Genomic DNA, 14,407 nt, shown 5'->3' on the forward strand with positions numbered 1-14,407 from the left:
GGAGAAAGAACGAGGCGCAGCTGATTTTCAACTGCGCCCCGCCAGAAAGATCAATCTCGCCCCCTCGAATACTATCTAAAACAAAAACGGGCTAAAACTTTCGATATATTCGAGACCGACCTTCCATCCTCATTGGAATAAACTCATATTTAGACAATCCAACAGAAGATACAGTGAAGAAGTTCACATTACCTTGAAGTTGTATAAATTTTTTTCTTATCGCCAATCGAAGAAACCTGGACCAGCTTGTTTCAGAAGAGATGTCGCCATGGACTGGCCCAGTTCGATCCCGTCATCGACCGATGCGGTTACCTCATCGTTGATGGCCTCGGACCCGTCCGGGCGCAGAACTTCGCCGCGCAGATGTAACTGGCCATCTCGGATTTCAGCCAATCCAGCAATCGGAGTTTCACATGAACCGTCCAGCCCGGCCAGCAAGCTGCGCTCGGCGGCGAGCCGCTGGCTGGTTTCAACGTGATGAATTGCGGCCAGCATTTCTGCAGCGCGCGTGTCATCGCTGCGTCTTTCAATGCCGATCGTGCCCTGAGCAATAGCGGGTAGCATGTCGACCGTGGAAATGGCGGTCGCTGGGACGTCTTTCATATCCAACCGGCGCAAACCGGCCATGGCCAGAAACGTACAATCGGCCACGCCATCGGCCAGTTTCTTCAACCGGGTTTGAACATTGCCGCGAAACTCAACCACGTTCAGATCGGGCCGACGGTTCAGCAATTGTGCACGGCGACGCAGCGAAGACGTCCCGACAACAGCGCCTTCGGGCAGATCGTGAATCGAGCTCAATGACGGCGAGATAAAGGCATCGCGCACATCCTCGCGTGGCAGGAATGTATCCAGCACCAGCCCGTCAGGCTGTTCCACCGGCATGTCCTTGGTCGAATGCACAGCGATGTCGATCTCGCCTTTCAGCATCGCCTCTTCGATTTCCTTGGTGAACAGACCCTTGTTGCCAATCTCTTTCAGCGGTCGGTCTGCGTCGATCATGGCACGGTTGTCACCGGTCGTCTTGATCACCACGATCTCGAACGCGTCCTCAGGCAGGTCGAAAGCGGCACCAAGCCTCTGACGGGTTTCATAGGCCTGCGCCAGCGCCAGCGGGGATCCACGGGTACCGATTTTCAGAGGCGATGCGGGGGTAGGCAATATCAGACTCATGTGCACAGCTTTAGTCGCGTCACATTGCCCTGACAATGGGGGCAGAGCTTGACAAATTGCCACTGAGGGCCGACCCGTTGCACCAAACCGGAATACTGGGGGCACGAATGGCCGAGACAAAGAAAATACTGCGGGCGCTGGCGGGTGAAGTTCAGGACGTTCCACCGATCTGGATGATGCGGCAGGCAGGGCGGTATCTGCCCGAATATCGCGCCACACGGGCGCAGGCGGGGGATTTCCTGTCCTTGTGCTATAACCCCGAGCTGGCCGCTGAGGTTACCCTTCAACCCATCCGCCGTTACGGATTTGATGCTGCGATCCTGTTTGCCGATATCTTGCTGGTGCCACAGGCGTTGGGCGCGGATTTATGGTTTGTCACTGGTGAGGGGCCGCGTCTGTCCACGATCACGCAGCAATCGGAATTCGATGCGCTGAAGCCGATTGATGCGATCCATGAAACTCTGTCTCCGGTTTATGAGACCGTGCGTATTCTTTCGCGTGAGCTTCCTTCTGAAACTACATTGATCGGATTTGCAGGCGCGCCCTGGACAGTGGCGACCTATATGATCGCCGGACGGGGCACCCCGGATCAGGGGCCAGCCCATGCGCTGCGCGAAGAAAATACTGCGCTGTTCGAGGCGCTACTGGATCGGATCACTGCAGCGACAATTGAATACCTGTCAGCTCAGATCGAGGCCGGGGCCGAGGTTGTCAAAATCTTTGATAGCTGGGCAGGATCATTGAAGGGCGAAGCGTTTCAGAAATACGCTGTTGAACCCTGCCGCTTGATTACCGCTGCCATAAAGGCCCGGCATCCGGGCATTCCCGTCATCGGATTTCCTCGCGAAGCGGATCAGGGCTACATCGGGTTCGCCAAAGCCACCGGAGTGGATTGCGTCGCACTGGACAATTCTGTGTCGCCCGAATGGGCTGCTGCGAATGTACAAGTCGATGGGTGTGTACAGGGCAATCTGGCCTCATTGCATATGGTCACGGGTGGTCAGGCGCTGGTTGATGAGACACGTCGAATTGTTAAGGCCTTCTCGAAGGGGCCGCATATTTTTAATCTGGGACATGGGATCACACCGGATGCGGACCCGGAGAATGTTCAACTGATGATCGATACGGTGCGCGGGCGGTAAGCCGGGCTAAGGGGCCAGTCCCCTCTTGGCCTTCGGCCAATTCACCCCCGAGATATTTTCAGCCAGATGAAGCGGGCGGGAGATCGTTCAGAATTTCATCTGTGTGCTCTCCGCGTTTTGGGCTGGATCGAGGGTGCCAATCGTAGGTTGAGAATCTTGGTGCGGCTGCGGCTTGACGTGTTTCTTCGTGGTCGATCCATGTTTGGCGAGCCGTGTTCATTCGGTGATCTAGCGCTTCTTGCGGGCTTAGGACCGGGGCAACGCAGGCGTCTGTATCTTGGAACAGCGCCGCCCATTCATCGCGAGGTTTCTCGGCAAATATTTTGCTCAGGCGTACCGTCAGGCCCGGCCACGCAGCTTGGTCATATTGCCGAGCGAATTCAGCATCATCGCCAAGCCCGAGGATATCCAGAAAGCAGCCGTAAAACTTTGGCTCCAGACATTGAACTGAGATGAAGCCACCGTCTGCGCACGTGTAAGTGCGGCTCCAATGCGGGCCGTCCAGCAGGCTTTCACCCCGAGTGTCGGACAGGTTGCCAGTCTGGCGCAGGCTCATCAGCAGATTCATCATATGGGCTGAACCATCGTAGATGGCGGCGTCCACCACCGTGCCTTTTCCTGTGCTTTGGGCATTCAGAAGCCCGGCTAGCAGACCTGCGACCAGATACAGTGCGCCACCGCCGATATCTCCGACGAGCGTTGCAGGTGTTAAAGGTAGTTGGCCAGGTGGGGACGCGTAAGACAACGCCCCCGAAAGCGCGATATAATTAAGATCATGGCCTGCAGTGTTGGACAAAGGGCTTTGCTGGCCCCAACCAGTCATTCGGCCATAGACCAGTTTCGGGTTGATCTGATGACAATCCTCAGGGCCCAGCCCAAGTTTTTCCATCACGCCAGGGCGAAAGCCTTCGATCAGCGCATCAGCGGTTGCGATCAGACGTTTAGCTATCTCTAATTCCTGTGGGTCCTTGAGATCCAGCGCAATGGATCGCTTGCCTCGGTCCAGAAGGGAACGCTCAGGCATTCCCGGTGTGATCGCAGATCCTTTGCGGTGAATAGTGATGACGTCCGCACCCATATCCGCCAGCAGCATGGCAGCGAAAGGGCCCGGGCCAAGCCCTTCGACTTCGATGATACGAATTCCGTTCAGCATGGTCCCTCCTGCGACGCAGGGTTTCTGCGTGGCGCAGCGAATGCAAGCGAAGAGTTTGTTTTGCCCCTGCAATTGGGTTGCTTGCATCGACAATTCAGGGCTAGGTCTATGTCGGTCTGCCGTAGGTATGAAAGAGGTTCTCAGATGCAGCTAAGCGATACGCGCGAAATTCAGGCGTCACCCGCCGAAGTTTATTCTGCCCTGCTGGATCCTGAAGTGCTGAAAGCTTGCATCAGCGGTGCACAAGAGATCACGGGCGATCCGACTGAAGGATACCATGCGACCGTGGTGCAAAAGGTCGGTCCCGTGAAAGCGACCTTCAAAGGGACCGTTACCATGTCTGACATGGTTGAACCGGAACGTCTGACCATCGCGGGTGAGGGCAAGGGTGGGGCCGCAGGCTTTGCTAAGGGCAGTGCGAATGTAAGTTTCGAGCCAAGTGAGTCTGGTGGCACCCTTTTGACCTACGAAGTCGAGGCCAAAGTGGGGGGCAAGCTAGCGCAGTTGGGAAGCCGCCTGATTGATGGATTTGCCAAGAAGATGGCGGATCAGTTTTTTGCCAATCTGCAAGAGCACTTTGAAGGGCCACCGACGGAAGACGATGACGCCGAGGAAGAAAACAAAAAGGGTTGGCTAGGCCGTTTGACAGGGCGAGATTAAGCCCCCTGCATACATGCGCATGAGCCTGTGCGAAATTGGACTGTTCCATGATGGTCCTCCGCGATAGGTTGCAGGGCCAGAACGAGGGAACGCATGACCACCATTTTGTCCATCCGCGATTTGCGGAAATCCTATGCCGATGGTTTTGAGGCGCTGAAAGGCGTGTCTCTGGACATTGAAGAAGGTGAGATTCTTGCGCTGTTGGGTCCGAATGGTGCTGGTAAAACAACGCTGATTTCCACCGTTTGCGGCATTACTACTCCGACATCAGGATCGGTTACCGTGGGGGGGCATGACATCCAGACCGAGTTTCGCGCGGCGCGAAAGATGATAGGACTGGTGCCGCAGGAGATCGCGCTGGAGCCGTTCGAGAAGGTTTGGAATACTGTTCGCTTCTCACGAGGGCTGTTCGGCCACGGGTCTGACAATGCCCGGATCGAAGAGATTTTGCGCAAGCTGTCCCTTTGGGACAAGCGCCGCAATTCAATCAAGGAGTTATCTGGCGGCATGAAGCGCCGCGTATTGATTGCCAAGGCTCTGGCGCATGAGCCACGGGTGCTGTTTCTGGATGAACCCACCGCTGGCGTCGATGTCGAACTGCGTAAGGACATGTGGGAGATCGTGGCCGAGTTGAAACTGGCCGGTGTCACCATCATCCTGACCACCCACTATATCGAAGAAGCCGAGGCAATCGCCGACCGTGTCGGCGTCATCGATAAGGGTGAGCTTTTGCTGGTCCAGGATAAGGACACATTGATGGCGCAGATGGGTAAAAAACAGATCGAGGTCATGCTGACCGAGCCTGTATCGACCATTCCCGAAAGCTTGTCCGAGCATAACCTGACTTTGAATGGGGCCGGAGACTCGCTGATCTATACCTACGACACCCATGCCGATCGTACCGGGATCACCACTCTTCTCAATGATGTGGCGCAGGCTGGTCTGGTATTGCGCGACGTTCAGACCCGTCAGTCGAGCCTTGAAGAGATATTCGTAAACCTCGTATCCGGAGAGCCCGCATGAACTGGTCCGCAATTGCCGCAATCTACCGGTTCGAAATGGCCCGGTTCTTCCGTACGCTCGCACAGAGCTTTTTGTCGCCAGTGCTGTCGACCTCGCTTTACTTCGTGGTGTTTGGCACCGCGATCGGCAGTCGTATTCAAGAGATTGAGGGCGTGTCCTATGGCGCGTTTATCGTACCGGGCCTCATCATGCTATCTGTGGTGATGCTGTCGATCTCGAACGCATCTTTCGGCATATATTTTCCGAAGTTTCTGGGCACGATTTATGAGCTGTTGTCGGCGCCGATCAATTTCATTGAGATTGTGATCGGATATGTGGGTGCCGCGGCAACAAAGGCGCTTTTCGTCGGCCTTGTCATTCTGGCCACTGCGACGTTCTTCGTCGATATACGCATAGAACACCCCTTTGCCATGGCGGCTTTCCTGATCCTGTCCTGTCTCAGCTTTTCGTTGCTGGGCTTTATCGTGGGTATCTGGGCCGGGAATTTTGAGCAGATGTCGTTGGTCCCTCAACTTGTCGTGACGCCCCTGATCTTTCTGGGCGGCACGTTCTACTCGATCTCAATGCTGCCGCCCCTCTGGCAAACGATCACGCTGTTCAACCCCGTGGTCTATCTGATTTCAGGTTTTCGCTGGTCATTCTACGGAATCGCCGATGTACCCATTTTCTGGAGCCTTCTGGCCATACTTGCCTTTACCGGAATCTGCCTTGCAATCATCGGCTGGATCTTCAAAACCGGCTGGCGCATCCGTAGCTAGGGCGTTGCATTTTTGCCCATCAGGTGTGTGAAATTGGTTCACGTCGCGTTTATGGCGCTTCGGGTCTCTTGTTTACAGCCTCGGCGCCCTCTACATCGGCTTCCATGAAACTCAGCCTGCCCTTCCTGAAAAAGCAGCCCATGGTGGCCGTTGTTCGTCTGTCCGGTGCCATCGGAATGGCTGGGCGCGGGTCGATGAATGCCACCTCCCTAGCGCCGGTGCTGGAAAAAGCTTTTCGCAAAGGCAAGCCTGCCGCCGTGGCGCTTGAGGTCAATTCTCCGGGTGGATCGCCTGTTCAAAGCTCATTGATTGGTGCGCGTATCCGGCGGCTGGCGGAAGAGCTTGATATTCCGGTCTATGCCTTCGTCGAAGATGTGGCCGCCTCAGGCGGATACTGGTTGGCGGCGTCGGCAGATGAGATTTGGGCCGATGACAGTTCGGTTCTGGGATCAATAGGCGTGATCTCTTCTGGCTTCGGCGCGCATGTTTTTCTGGCACGCCAGGGCTTTGAAAGACGTGTGCACACAGCGGGTCAGTCGAAATCGATGCTCGATCCGTTTGCCCCCGAAAAGAAAGACGACGTTGCACGGCTCAAAGTGCTGCTGGGCGATATCCACGAGAATTTCATTGATCACGTAAAGTCTCGCCGAGACGGCAAGCTGGATACCAGTGCTGATCTGTTCAATGGCGAGGTTTGGCTAGCGCGGCGTGCGCAAGAGTTGGGATTGATCGACGGGATTGCACATCTGAAGCCCAAAATGCAGGAGAAGTTTGGCGAAAAGGTCAAATTCCGCCGTTACGGCCTGCGCAAACCGATCTGGTCCCGTTTTGGGGCGACGATTGCGCAGGATGCCTTTGCCGGGCTTGAGGAGCGTGCTGCATACGCGCGTTTCGGGTTGTGACGTGATCATCAAAATAGTCACACTGTTTCTGGTTGCCATGGGTGTTCTGGCGATGTTCGGAAAGCTCCGCTTTCCGGGTCAGAAACGGTTGAGTTCTGCAAAATGTCCACGTTGTGGGCGGTTTCGGATCGGTAAAGGCCCCTGTCCTTGCGAAACAGGAGGCCGTGGATGAGCGCGTGGCTGTTCTCTGGCCTTGGATTGCTAATCCTGCTGTTGGCAGGTGATGCGCTGGTCCGCGGGGCCGTGAACCTCAGCCTGCGATTGGGTGTGCCTGCGCTGATAGTCAGCCTTACGATTGTTGCCTTTGGCACCTCGGCACCTGAATTGTTGATCGCGATCAGTGCGATCAAAGAAAATGCTCCGGGGATAGCGCTGGGCAATGTGGTGGGGTCGAACACGGCGAATATTCTGTTGGTGCTAGGGCTTCCGGCGCTTTTGGCGACGTTGCACACAAGCGAATGTGACAGCAGAAAAAACTATATCTTCATGCTGCTCGCTTCGGTTCTGTTTATCGGGTTGGCATTTTGCGGGGTCTTTAATCTGCTCAGTGGGGCGATCTTGCTGGCAGCTTTGGCTCTGGTTCTCGCCAATGCCTTTCGCGAGGCGCATGCCCACCGCAAAGCCTGTGGTGAAGCCTGTGCTGATGACGACGAACTGGACGGTCTGGAGGAAGCAGACCCCGACATGCCTTATTGGAAGGTAGCAGTTTATTTGATCCTGGGCCTGATCGGTCTGCCAATGGGTGCCCATTTGCTGGTCGACAATGCAACCATCATCGCCCAGAGCTATGGCGTGAGCGAAACTGTGATCGGCCTGACCTTGATCGCGGTTGGCACATCCTTGCCGGAGCTGGCGACTACGGTCATGGCGGCATTGCGTCGGCAGGCAGATGTTGCATTGGGCAATGTCATCGGATCGAACATGTTCAATCTGCTGGCCATTGTCGGTATCGCAACTCTGTTTGGGCGTATCCCGGTTGATCCTGAGTTTCTACGTTTTGATCTCTGGGTGATGCTGGGTGCATCGCTTTTGCTGGTCCCGTTTGTTTTCTTCAAAAAGGATATCACGCGGGTCTGGGGTTTGGCCCTGACGCTACTTTATGTGATCTATGTGGTTAGCCTTCTGGCCTGATCAGACCTGGGGAGAGAGCCCATGACCCAAGCACTGGTGACCGGAGCGGGAAAACGTCTTGGCCGCTCGATGGCGCTATACCTGGCGCGGCGCGGGATGGATGTGGCTGTGCATTACGCCAGCTCGGAACGGGAAGCGCTTGAAACAGTGAATGAAGTGCAAGCGCTGGGGCGAAAGTCAGTGGCTCTGCAGGCAGATCTGCTTGACGAAGCTCAGGTCAGCTCGTTGCTGCCCCGCTCGGTCGAGGCGCTTGGCAGGCCGATAACTTGCCTCGTCAACAATGCCTCGATCTTTGAATATGACAATATTCATACCGCTACGCGCAGCAGCTGGGATCGCCACCTCGACAGCAACCTGCGCGCGCCATTTGTTCTGACGCAGGCCATGGCCGCACAGGGATTGCAGCCGACATTGGATGAACAGGGTGAGCCCCAGGCAGTGGGTCTGATTGTGAACATGGTGGACATGCGCGTTCGTAAACTGACGCCCGAGTTCATGTCGTATACGATCGCCAAGATGGGTCTATGGACCCTAACCCAAACCGCAGCTCAGGCATTGACACCTGCGATCCGCGTAAACGCAATCGGCCCGGGACCGACGATGCAGGGTCATCGACAAAGCGAAAAGCACTTTAACGCTCAACGCCGGAACACGATTCTTAAACGCGGCGCGAATCCTTCAGATATCACTGCCGCGCTTGGCTATTTTCTGGATGCGCATTCGGTCACCGGTCAGCTTTTGTGCGTGGATGGCGGGCAGCATCTGGGCTGGCAGACGCCGGATGTACTGGGCGTAGAATAGGTAAAACTGCGGTAAGTTTTGCACCGCTCTCATTTACGTTACATGCACGTTACAAAAATGTCTTAATTTTCATACACTTGTCTCACATCAGAAAAAGTATCGTTTGAAAACAAATAGTTAAAATACTGCCTATTTTTTGTGCAGATTAACGAATAGGCAATGATTCAAGGGAAAATCACGATGCCCCAAAAGTTATCTGCATACTTATCCACAGAAGTCGTGGATTTGTTTTCTCTTGATCTAAGGGGCTCAAGATTGCAGCCATGGTCAGAGAATCATATCTCAGAGCCATGACAGCCAGCACCGACCCCGATTCATCAACACAAGCCACCGGCTATGCCTGCATTCAGCGCTATGTGAAAACGCTGGACAGCTCGCCGGGTGTTTACCGGATGCTGGATGCGGACAGTCGTGTCCTGTATGTCGGCAAAGCGCGGAATCTGAAGGCGCGGGTGTCGAACTATACGCGCCCGGGGCATTCGGGCCGGATCGAGAAGATGATTGCAGCGACTGCCTCGATGATGTTCCTGACCACGCGGACAGAGACCGAGGCACTGCTGCTGGAACAAAACCTGATCAAGCAGCTCAAGCCAAAATACAATGTGCTGCTGCGGGACGACAAAAGCTTTCCGAATATTTTGGTCGCCAAGGATCACGCATTTCCGCAGATCAAGAAGCATCGCGGGGCCAAGAAGGAAAAAGGCGCCTATTTCGGACCATTCGCCAGTGCTGGAGCCGTAAACCGGACGCTGAACCAGTTGCAGAAAGCATTCCTGCTGCGGAATTGCTCTGACTCAATGTTTGATAGCCGTACGCGGCCTTGCTTGCTCTATCAGATCAAGCGCTGTTCTGGGCCATGTGTTGGGCTGATTTCCGATGCGGACTATCGTGAAAGCGTAAAGGACGCCGAACGGTTTCTATCTGGCAGATCGACCAAGGTGCAGGAAGATTTGGCCGATCAGATGATGGCCGCGTCCGAAGCGATGGAATTCGAGCGCGCCGCCGGCCTGCGCGACCGAATCCGGGCGCTGACGCAGGTGCAGACCAGCCAGGGCATCAACCCGCGCGGTGTGGCTGAGGCGGATGTGATCGGCCTGTATATGGACGGCGGGCAGGCCTGCGTACAGGTGTTCTTTATCCGCGCCAATCAAAACTGGGGGAATAAGGACTTCTATCCGCGCGTTGGTGCGGACGTGTCTCCGGCAGAGGTGATGGAGGCGTTCCTGGGGCAATTCTACGACAATAAGGAACCGCCGCGTCAGTTGATCCTGTCTGATGCAATCGAAAACGCCGATCTGATGCAACAGGCGCTATCCGAAAAAGCCGGCCGTAAGGTTGAAATCAATGTGCCCCAGCGTGGTGAGAAACAGGAATTGGTGGCTGGTGCCTTACGCAATGCGCGTGAATCACTGGCCCGACGGATGTCAGAAAGTGCCACGCAGGCCAAATTGCTGCGGGGTGTGGCCGAGGCATTTGATCTGGACGCACCGCCGAACCGGATCGAGGTTTACGATAACTCTCACATACAAGGAACTAACGCAGTAGGGGGCATGATCGTCGCAGGTCCTGAAGGGTTCATCAAGAACGCTTATCGCAAGTTCAACATTCGTGGCGAAGATCTGACCCCGGGTGATGATTTCGGCATGATGAAAGAGGTCCTGACCCGCCGTTTCACTCGCCTGCAAAAAGAAGACCCGGATCGCGAAAAGGAGATATGGCCTGACCTGCTGTTGATAGATGGCGGAGCCGGACAGGTGAGTGCTGTGCACGAGATCATGCAGGCGCATGGGGTCGAAGATATTCCAATGATCGGTGTCGCCAAAGGCGTGGATCGCGACCATGGCAAAGAAGAGTTTCATCGCATCGGCCAACGCCCCTTTGCCTTGAAACGCAATGACCCCGTATTGTACTTCATCCAGCGCCTAAGGGACGAGGCCCACCGCTTCGCCATCGGGACGCACCGTGCGAAACGGGCCAAAGCGGTTGGTGCTACGCCCTTGGATGAAATTCCCGGCGTCGGAGCCGCACGCAAACGTGCTCTGTTGGCTCATTTTGGCAGCGCCAAAGCTGTAAGCCGAGCCAATTTGGCAGACCTAAAAGCTGTCGAAGGTATCTCAGCCGGGCTGGCGCAGAAAGTCTATGATTTCTTCCACGACAAGGGTTAGGCTTTTCGCCCGCGCCAGAGAATATAAAGACCGGAGGCCACGATCAGGGCGCTGCCAATCCACATTGTTTGATCCAATTGCTCCTTGAACAAGAATACACCCAGCCCAATCCCGAACAGTAGTCGGGAGTACCGAAAAGGCGTTACAGCCGAAACTTCGCCCGTCCGCATCGCTTTCATGAGTGACGCATAGGCCATCGTCCCGATCACTACTGCGGTCGCAATGTAGGCACCAGTGTTGCCCGTCAAGGCTACCATCGGCGCGCCCTCGTAGAATCGATAGGTGATCCCAGCAACCACGACAGAGAGGAACCCGTAGAACCCCAGCACGTCTGCCCCCAGTGTCGCGGGCGCGGCGCGGCTCGCCAGATCGCGACCCGCAAATCCCAACATCCCGAACACCGCCAGAAGTGACAGCATCGTAAAACTATCGCCTGTTGGTCGGATGATGATGACGACACCGACCAGACCAATTGCAATCGCGCTCCAGCGTCGCCAGCCGACGGTTTCCCCAAAGAACAGCGCCGCACCAGCAACCACGACCAGCGGTGTGGCCTGCAAAATCACTGTCGCGGATGAGAGTGGCGTCAGAGCGATCGCCAGCAAATAGAACATCCGTCCTAGGATCTCGAAAAAGACGCGAATTCTCATGGGCCGAGACAAGACATCGGGATGGAATAACCGCCCGCCCCGTACGGTTGTGACGCATGCAAAAATCATTGATCCGCCCGTGCCAAACAGAAGCAAAACCTGCCAGATCGGCAAATCAGCCGATGCGCCTTTTAGCAGCGCGTCTTCGATCGCGAACAAAGCCATGGCGGCGATCATCCAGGCGCTACCGACTAGGTTCGACCGGGGGTCGGTTTGGATATGCGGTGTCATGTGGGGTTCAGGTACTTTCAGGTCGGACCATCCGCCAATCTGACTTCAATGTCTTGCGATGCCAAGATGAATCTGAAGACTTCTCTACTGTTGCGACTCTGTGACGTGCCACGTGCCAAACGCTTGTGTACTGTGAATTTTTCGCGACCTCATCTTTTATGTCCCGGGTCGGCGATGTAGGGTCCAAGCCATGAAATGGAACCTGCCGAATATTCTGACCGTCCTGCGCCTCGTGGCTGCGCCGGGTCTTGCCGTGATGTTTCTGTATTTCACGCGCCCCTATGCGGATTGGTTTGCGCTGATCCTGTTCCTGACTGCGGCCATCACTGATTGGTTCGACGGCTATCTTGCGCGGGCATGGAAACAGGAAACCAAAATCGGGGCCATGCTGGATCCAATCGCTGATAAGGCGATGGTTGTGATCGCGTTGATGATCCTGGTGGGCTACTCGACCGAGCACTGGACGCCATGGTTGGTGCTGCCCGCAACGGTGATCCTCTTTCGCGAAGTCTTTGTTTCAGGTCTGCGGGAATATCTGGGTGATGTGGCTGGGACGTTGAAGGTCACGAAACTGGCCAAGTGGAAAACGACGGCGCAGATGGTGGCAATCGCGATCCTGTTTTCGCAGGGCATATTCGAACACCACTTCGTGATGGCCACGTTCGGCATGGACGCCACGACCATAGATCAAGTACTGACCGGTCAGGTAGAGGATCTGGGCCACATGCGCTGGCATCTTGAAGGCATGTTCTGGTCTGGCCGTATTGGTCTGTGGCTGCTGTGGATCGCTGCGACGCTGACATTGATCACCGGCTATGACTACCTACGTAAAGCCATGCCCCACCTGAAGGAGAGCTAAGCAATGGACGTGCTGTATTTCGCCTGGGTGCGTGAACGCATCGGTCTGCCGAAAGAAAAGGTTGAGACGCAGGCCGCAACGGTGTCTGATCTGGTCGCCGAGCTTAGCGCGCGAGAGGACCGCTATGCGGCGGCCTTTGCCGATCTGTCTGCGCTGCGGGTGGCTCTGGATCAGGAATTGTCAGATTTTGACGCGTCACTGGCGGGAGTGCGCGAGGTCGCGTTTTTCCCACCCATGACCGGTGGTTAAATTGCGCATCTCGGTTCAGGAAGAAGAGTTCGATCTGGGTGCCGAGGCCAGTGCTTTTGCCGCCGGAGATGACGCCAATGGGGCCATCGTGACCTTCACAGGCGTCGTCCGTGATCTTGCTTCGGGCGATCTGGACGTGATGGAGATCGAGCACTACCCCGGAATGACCGAGCGCGCCTTGACCAAGATCGCCGAAGAGGCGCAGAAACGCTGGTCTTTGGGGGATGTGCTGGTGATCCACCGCCATGGGCGGCTTGCGCCGGGCGACCGGATCATGATGGTGGCCACCGCTGCACGGCACCGCAAGGATGCGTTCGAGGCGGCGGAATACCTGATGGACTACCTGAAATCCCGCGCTCCATTCTGGAAAAAGGAAATCACCTCGGACGGGGCCGAATGGGTCGCGGCCAAGGATGAGGACGAGGACGCGCTGACTCGGTGGTAAAGACTGGGTCCAGCACCCGTTGCCGGATGCCGAGATTGGGTTGATCGACTTAACTGCTTTGTTCCGTGTTGCAGGTCCGAGCAGCTTCGATCGCTTTCAGAGTGCCATCAAGGCTTACGGTGAATCCGGTTTCTTTTTCCGGGAAAACCGTCATCTCATATTTCTTCATGACGTCTTCGACAAATTGCGGATTGTTGGCCAGAATGTAGCCCCCTGTGTATCCTTCAGCGAGGTGCTTTGTCTTCTTGCGCGCTTCGGCCGAGTAAACGTTGCCGTCCAGCGATAGGATGATTTCCTCCTTTTTGCCTTTCAAGCCGATGTCGTTTTGTGTGAAGACGCCGAGATAACCCATCTCCTGATCTTTTGTCAGTCCCATCTGAACGACGTTGCTGTTACCGTCGACACGCTCGATCAGGCAGGACCCACGGGTTTCATCCACATAGATGGTCCAACCGGACTCTTCGCCCCATTTTGTAAAGGTGTCATTCTCTGACGGGATCACATCGCTTGAAGCGACTGCAGCGGTCGTCACAAACATCCCAAGGATTGCGGCGGTCTTAAAAGTTGGTTTGAAAAACATAGTACACTCCAGTTTCTTGGATCGTGAACAGTTCAGTGCGCAGGCAAAAACACACCAATTCATATTATTGAATAAGTTGTGGAGATGAAGACAGTGCTCGCCTATCGGCCAAAATACGCCGATCTAAGCGTAGAAACAGGATTAGCTTTCTAGGTTGCCAAGATCAGTCTGCGTTGTTGATCCTACCACGCAGCTCTTCAGCCTCTTGCCTTGCGGCGCGCAATCCGTCCATGGCGGCGGCCAGTTCGGCCTCGGCCTGGGTCAGTTGGTTGGTCAATTCGGCCTCGCGCTGTTGCAGGTAAGTGATCGCCTGATCGCGCGTTTCCTCGGCCTCGTGTAACTCCTGGCTCATGCGATCCAGATCAGCCACGTCGCTTTGACGGACGCGCGACAGTCGATGTGCTAGCCAGTTCGCAAACCAGCCCATGCAAAAGGCAGCAAACAGGATGACAGCGGTGGCGATAACGAATTCGATTCTGTTCACT

General features: G+C 55.6%; 16 protein-coding genes. 11 read left to right on the forward strand and 5 right to left on the reverse strand.

What is annotated here, in order from left to right; genetic code table 11:
* Window positions 1-216: 216 nt before the first annotated feature.
* On the reverse strand, window positions 217-1,173 hold the full coding sequence (hemC, locus tag ACR0JR_RS10485) for a hydroxymethylbilane synthase (RefSeq protein ID WP_170772100.1): 957 nt from the start codon (window positions 1,171-1,173) through the stop codon (window positions 217-219).
* A gap of 107 nt (window positions 1,174-1,280) precedes the next feature.
* Here hemC and hemE point away from each other — a divergent pair, with 107 nt between their 5' ends.
* Entirely contained in the window at window positions 1,281-2,315 is a 1,035-nt protein-coding gene (hemE, locus tag ACR0JR_RS10490; RefSeq protein ID WP_480456101.1) for a uroporphyrinogen decarboxylase, read from the forward strand.
* A gap of 58 nt (window positions 2,316-2,373) precedes the next feature.
* On the opposite strand, the gene ACR0JR_RS10495 is transcribed toward hemE, so the two are convergent.
* Window positions 2,374-3,468: a CaiB/BaiF CoA transferase family protein gene (locus tag ACR0JR_RS10495; protein WP_480456102.1), complete on the reverse strand. Its 1,095-nt coding sequence runs from the start codon at window positions 3,466-3,468 to the stop codon at window positions 2,374-2,376.
* A 144-nt stretch (window positions 3,469-3,612) separates the two neighbouring features.
* Here ACR0JR_RS10495 and ACR0JR_RS10500 point away from each other — a divergent pair, with 144 nt between their 5' ends.
* From ACR0JR_RS10500 to uvrC, 7 genes are all read left to right on the forward strand, one after another.
* Window positions 3,613-4,128, forward strand: a complete 516-nt coding sequence (locus ACR0JR_RS10500) for an SRPBCC family protein (protein WP_480456103.1) — start codon at window positions 3,613-3,615, stop codon at window positions 4,126-4,128.
* A gap of 93 nt (window positions 4,129-4,221) precedes the next feature.
* On the forward strand, window positions 4,222-5,151 hold the full coding sequence (locus ACR0JR_RS10505; RefSeq protein ID WP_170474003.1) for an ABC transporter ATP-binding protein: 930 nt from the start codon (window positions 4,222-4,224) through the stop codon (window positions 5,149-5,151).
* On the forward strand, window positions 5,148-5,909 hold the full coding sequence (locus ACR0JR_RS10510) for an ABC transporter permease (protein WP_010443573.1): 762 nt from the start codon (window positions 5,148-5,150) through the stop codon (window positions 5,907-5,909). The genes ACR0JR_RS10505 and ACR0JR_RS10510 overlap by 4 nt, the downstream gene beginning before the upstream one ends.
* Before the next feature lie 104 nt (window positions 5,910-6,013).
* Entirely contained in the window at window positions 6,014-6,811 is a 798-nt protein-coding gene (locus tag ACR0JR_RS10515; RefSeq protein WP_170772091.1) for a S49 family peptidase, read from the forward strand.
* A 168-nt stretch (window positions 6,812-6,979) separates the two neighbouring features.
* Window positions 6,980-7,942 (forward strand): calcium/sodium antiporter, encoded by a 963-nt coding sequence (locus ACR0JR_RS10520; RefSeq protein ID WP_480456104.1) that lies wholly within the window; start codon window positions 6,980-6,982, stop codon window positions 7,940-7,942.
* Window positions 7,943-7,963: 21 nt separating this feature from the next.
* Entirely contained in the window at window positions 7,964-8,743 is a 780-nt protein-coding gene (locus ACR0JR_RS10525; protein ID WP_480456105.1) for an SDR family oxidoreductase, read from the forward strand.
* Between the two features lie 290 nt (window positions 8,744-9,033).
* Window positions 9,034-10,908, forward strand: coding sequence for an excinuclease ABC subunit UvrC (gene uvrC / locus ACR0JR_RS10530; RefSeq protein WP_480456106.1), 1,875 nt, complete (start codon window positions 9,034-9,036; stop codon window positions 10,906-10,908).
* Here uvrC and ACR0JR_RS10535 read toward each other — a convergent pair.
* Window positions 10,905-11,789 carry a DMT family transporter gene (locus ACR0JR_RS10535; RefSeq protein WP_480456107.1) on the reverse strand — a complete coding sequence of 295 codons (885 nt, stop codon included), beginning with the start codon at window positions 11,787-11,789 and terminating at the stop codon, window positions 10,905-10,907. The genes uvrC and ACR0JR_RS10535 overlap by 4 nt on opposite strands.
* A gap of 190 nt (window positions 11,790-11,979) precedes the next feature.
* Here ACR0JR_RS10535 and pgsA point away from each other — a divergent pair, with 190 nt between their 5' ends.
* From pgsA to ACR0JR_RS10550, 3 genes are read left to right on the forward strand one after another with little or no spacing between them, the layout of a single operon-like run.
* The gene (gene pgsA, locus ACR0JR_RS10540) at window positions 11,980-12,648 is read left to right on the forward strand and encodes a CDP-diacylglycerol--glycerol-3-phosphate 3-phosphatidyltransferase (RefSeq protein WP_010443580.1); all 669 of its coding nucleotides are present in this window, start codon (window positions 11,980-11,982) and stop codon (window positions 12,646-12,648) included.
* Between the two features lie 3 nt (window positions 12,649-12,651).
* Window positions 12,652-12,897, forward strand: a complete 246-nt coding sequence (gene moaD, locus ACR0JR_RS10545) for a molybdopterin converting factor subunit 1 (RefSeq protein ID WP_010443581.1) — start codon at window positions 12,652-12,654, stop codon at window positions 12,895-12,897.
* 1 nt (window position 12,898) lies between these two features.
* Complete coding sequence (locus ACR0JR_RS10550) at window positions 12,899-13,342, forward strand: molybdenum cofactor biosynthesis protein MoaE (RefSeq protein WP_260023939.1); 444 nt, start codon at window positions 12,899-12,901, stop codon at window positions 13,340-13,342.
* Between the two features lie 49 nt (window positions 13,343-13,391).
* On the opposite strand, the gene ACR0JR_RS10555 is transcribed toward ACR0JR_RS10550, so the two are convergent.
* Both ACR0JR_RS10555 and ACR0JR_RS10560 read right to left on the reverse strand, forming a co-directional pair.
* Window positions 13,392-13,922, reverse strand: a complete 531-nt coding sequence (locus ACR0JR_RS10555; RefSeq protein ID WP_010443583.1) for a hypothetical protein — start codon at window positions 13,920-13,922, stop codon at window positions 13,392-13,394.
* A 163-nt stretch (window positions 13,923-14,085) separates the two neighbouring features.
* Complete coding sequence (locus tag ACR0JR_RS10560; protein WP_480456108.1) at window positions 14,086-14,406, reverse strand: hypothetical protein; 321 nt, start codon at window positions 14,404-14,406, stop codon at window positions 14,086-14,088.
* Window position 14,407: the final 1 nt, after the last annotated feature.

It is taken from the genome of Ruegeria sp. AA3, assembly GCF_056542905.1.

Excerpts from the sequence above, each read along its gene's own strand:
- hemC (WP_170772100.1), bottom strand. The coding sequence starts at position 1,173 with ATGAGTCTGATATTGCCTACCCCCGCATCGCCTCTGAAAATCGGTACC.
- hemE (WP_480456101.1), top strand. The coding sequence starts at position 1,281 with ATGGCCGAGACAAAGAAAATACTGCGGGCGCTGGCGGGTGAAGTTCAG.
- ACR0JR_RS10495 (WP_480456102.1), bottom strand. The coding sequence starts at position 3,468 with ATGCTGAACGGAATTCGTATCATCGAAGTCGAAGGGCTTGGCCCGGGC.
- ACR0JR_RS10500 (WP_480456103.1), top strand. The coding sequence starts at position 3,613 with ATGCAGCTAAGCGATACGCGCGAAATTCAGGCGTCACCCGCCGAAGTT.
- ACR0JR_RS10505 (WP_170474003.1), top strand. The coding sequence starts at position 4,222 with ATGACCACCATTTTGTCCATCCGCGATTTGCGGAAATCCTATGCCGAT.
- ACR0JR_RS10510 (WP_010443573.1), top strand. The coding sequence starts at position 5,148 with ATGAACTGGTCCGCAATTGCCGCAATCTACCGGTTCGAAATGGCCCGG.
- ACR0JR_RS10515 (WP_170772091.1), top strand. The coding sequence starts at position 6,014 with ATGAAACTCAGCCTGCCCTTCCTGAAAAAGCAGCCCATGGTGGCCGTT.
- ACR0JR_RS10520 (WP_480456104.1), top strand. The coding sequence starts at position 6,980 with ATGAGCGCGTGGCTGTTCTCTGGCCTTGGATTGCTAATCCTGCTGTTG.
- ACR0JR_RS10525 (WP_480456105.1), top strand. The coding sequence starts at position 7,964 with ATGACCCAAGCACTGGTGACCGGAGCGGGAAAACGTCTTGGCCGCTCG.
- uvrC (WP_480456106.1), top strand. The coding sequence starts at position 9,034 with ATGACAGCCAGCACCGACCCCGATTCATCAACACAAGCCACCGGCTAT.
- ACR0JR_RS10535 (WP_480456107.1), bottom strand. The coding sequence starts at position 11,789 with ATGACACCGCATATCCAAACCGACCCCCGGTCGAACCTAGTCGGTAGC.
- pgsA (WP_010443580.1), top strand. The coding sequence starts at position 11,980 with ATGAAATGGAACCTGCCGAATATTCTGACCGTCCTGCGCCTCGTGGCT.
- moaD (WP_010443581.1), top strand. The coding sequence starts at position 12,652 with ATGGACGTGCTGTATTTCGCCTGGGTGCGTGAACGCATCGGTCTGCCG.
- ACR0JR_RS10555 (WP_010443583.1), bottom strand. The coding sequence starts at position 13,922 with ATGTTTTTCAAACCAACTTTTAAGACCGCCGCAATCCTTGGGATGTTT.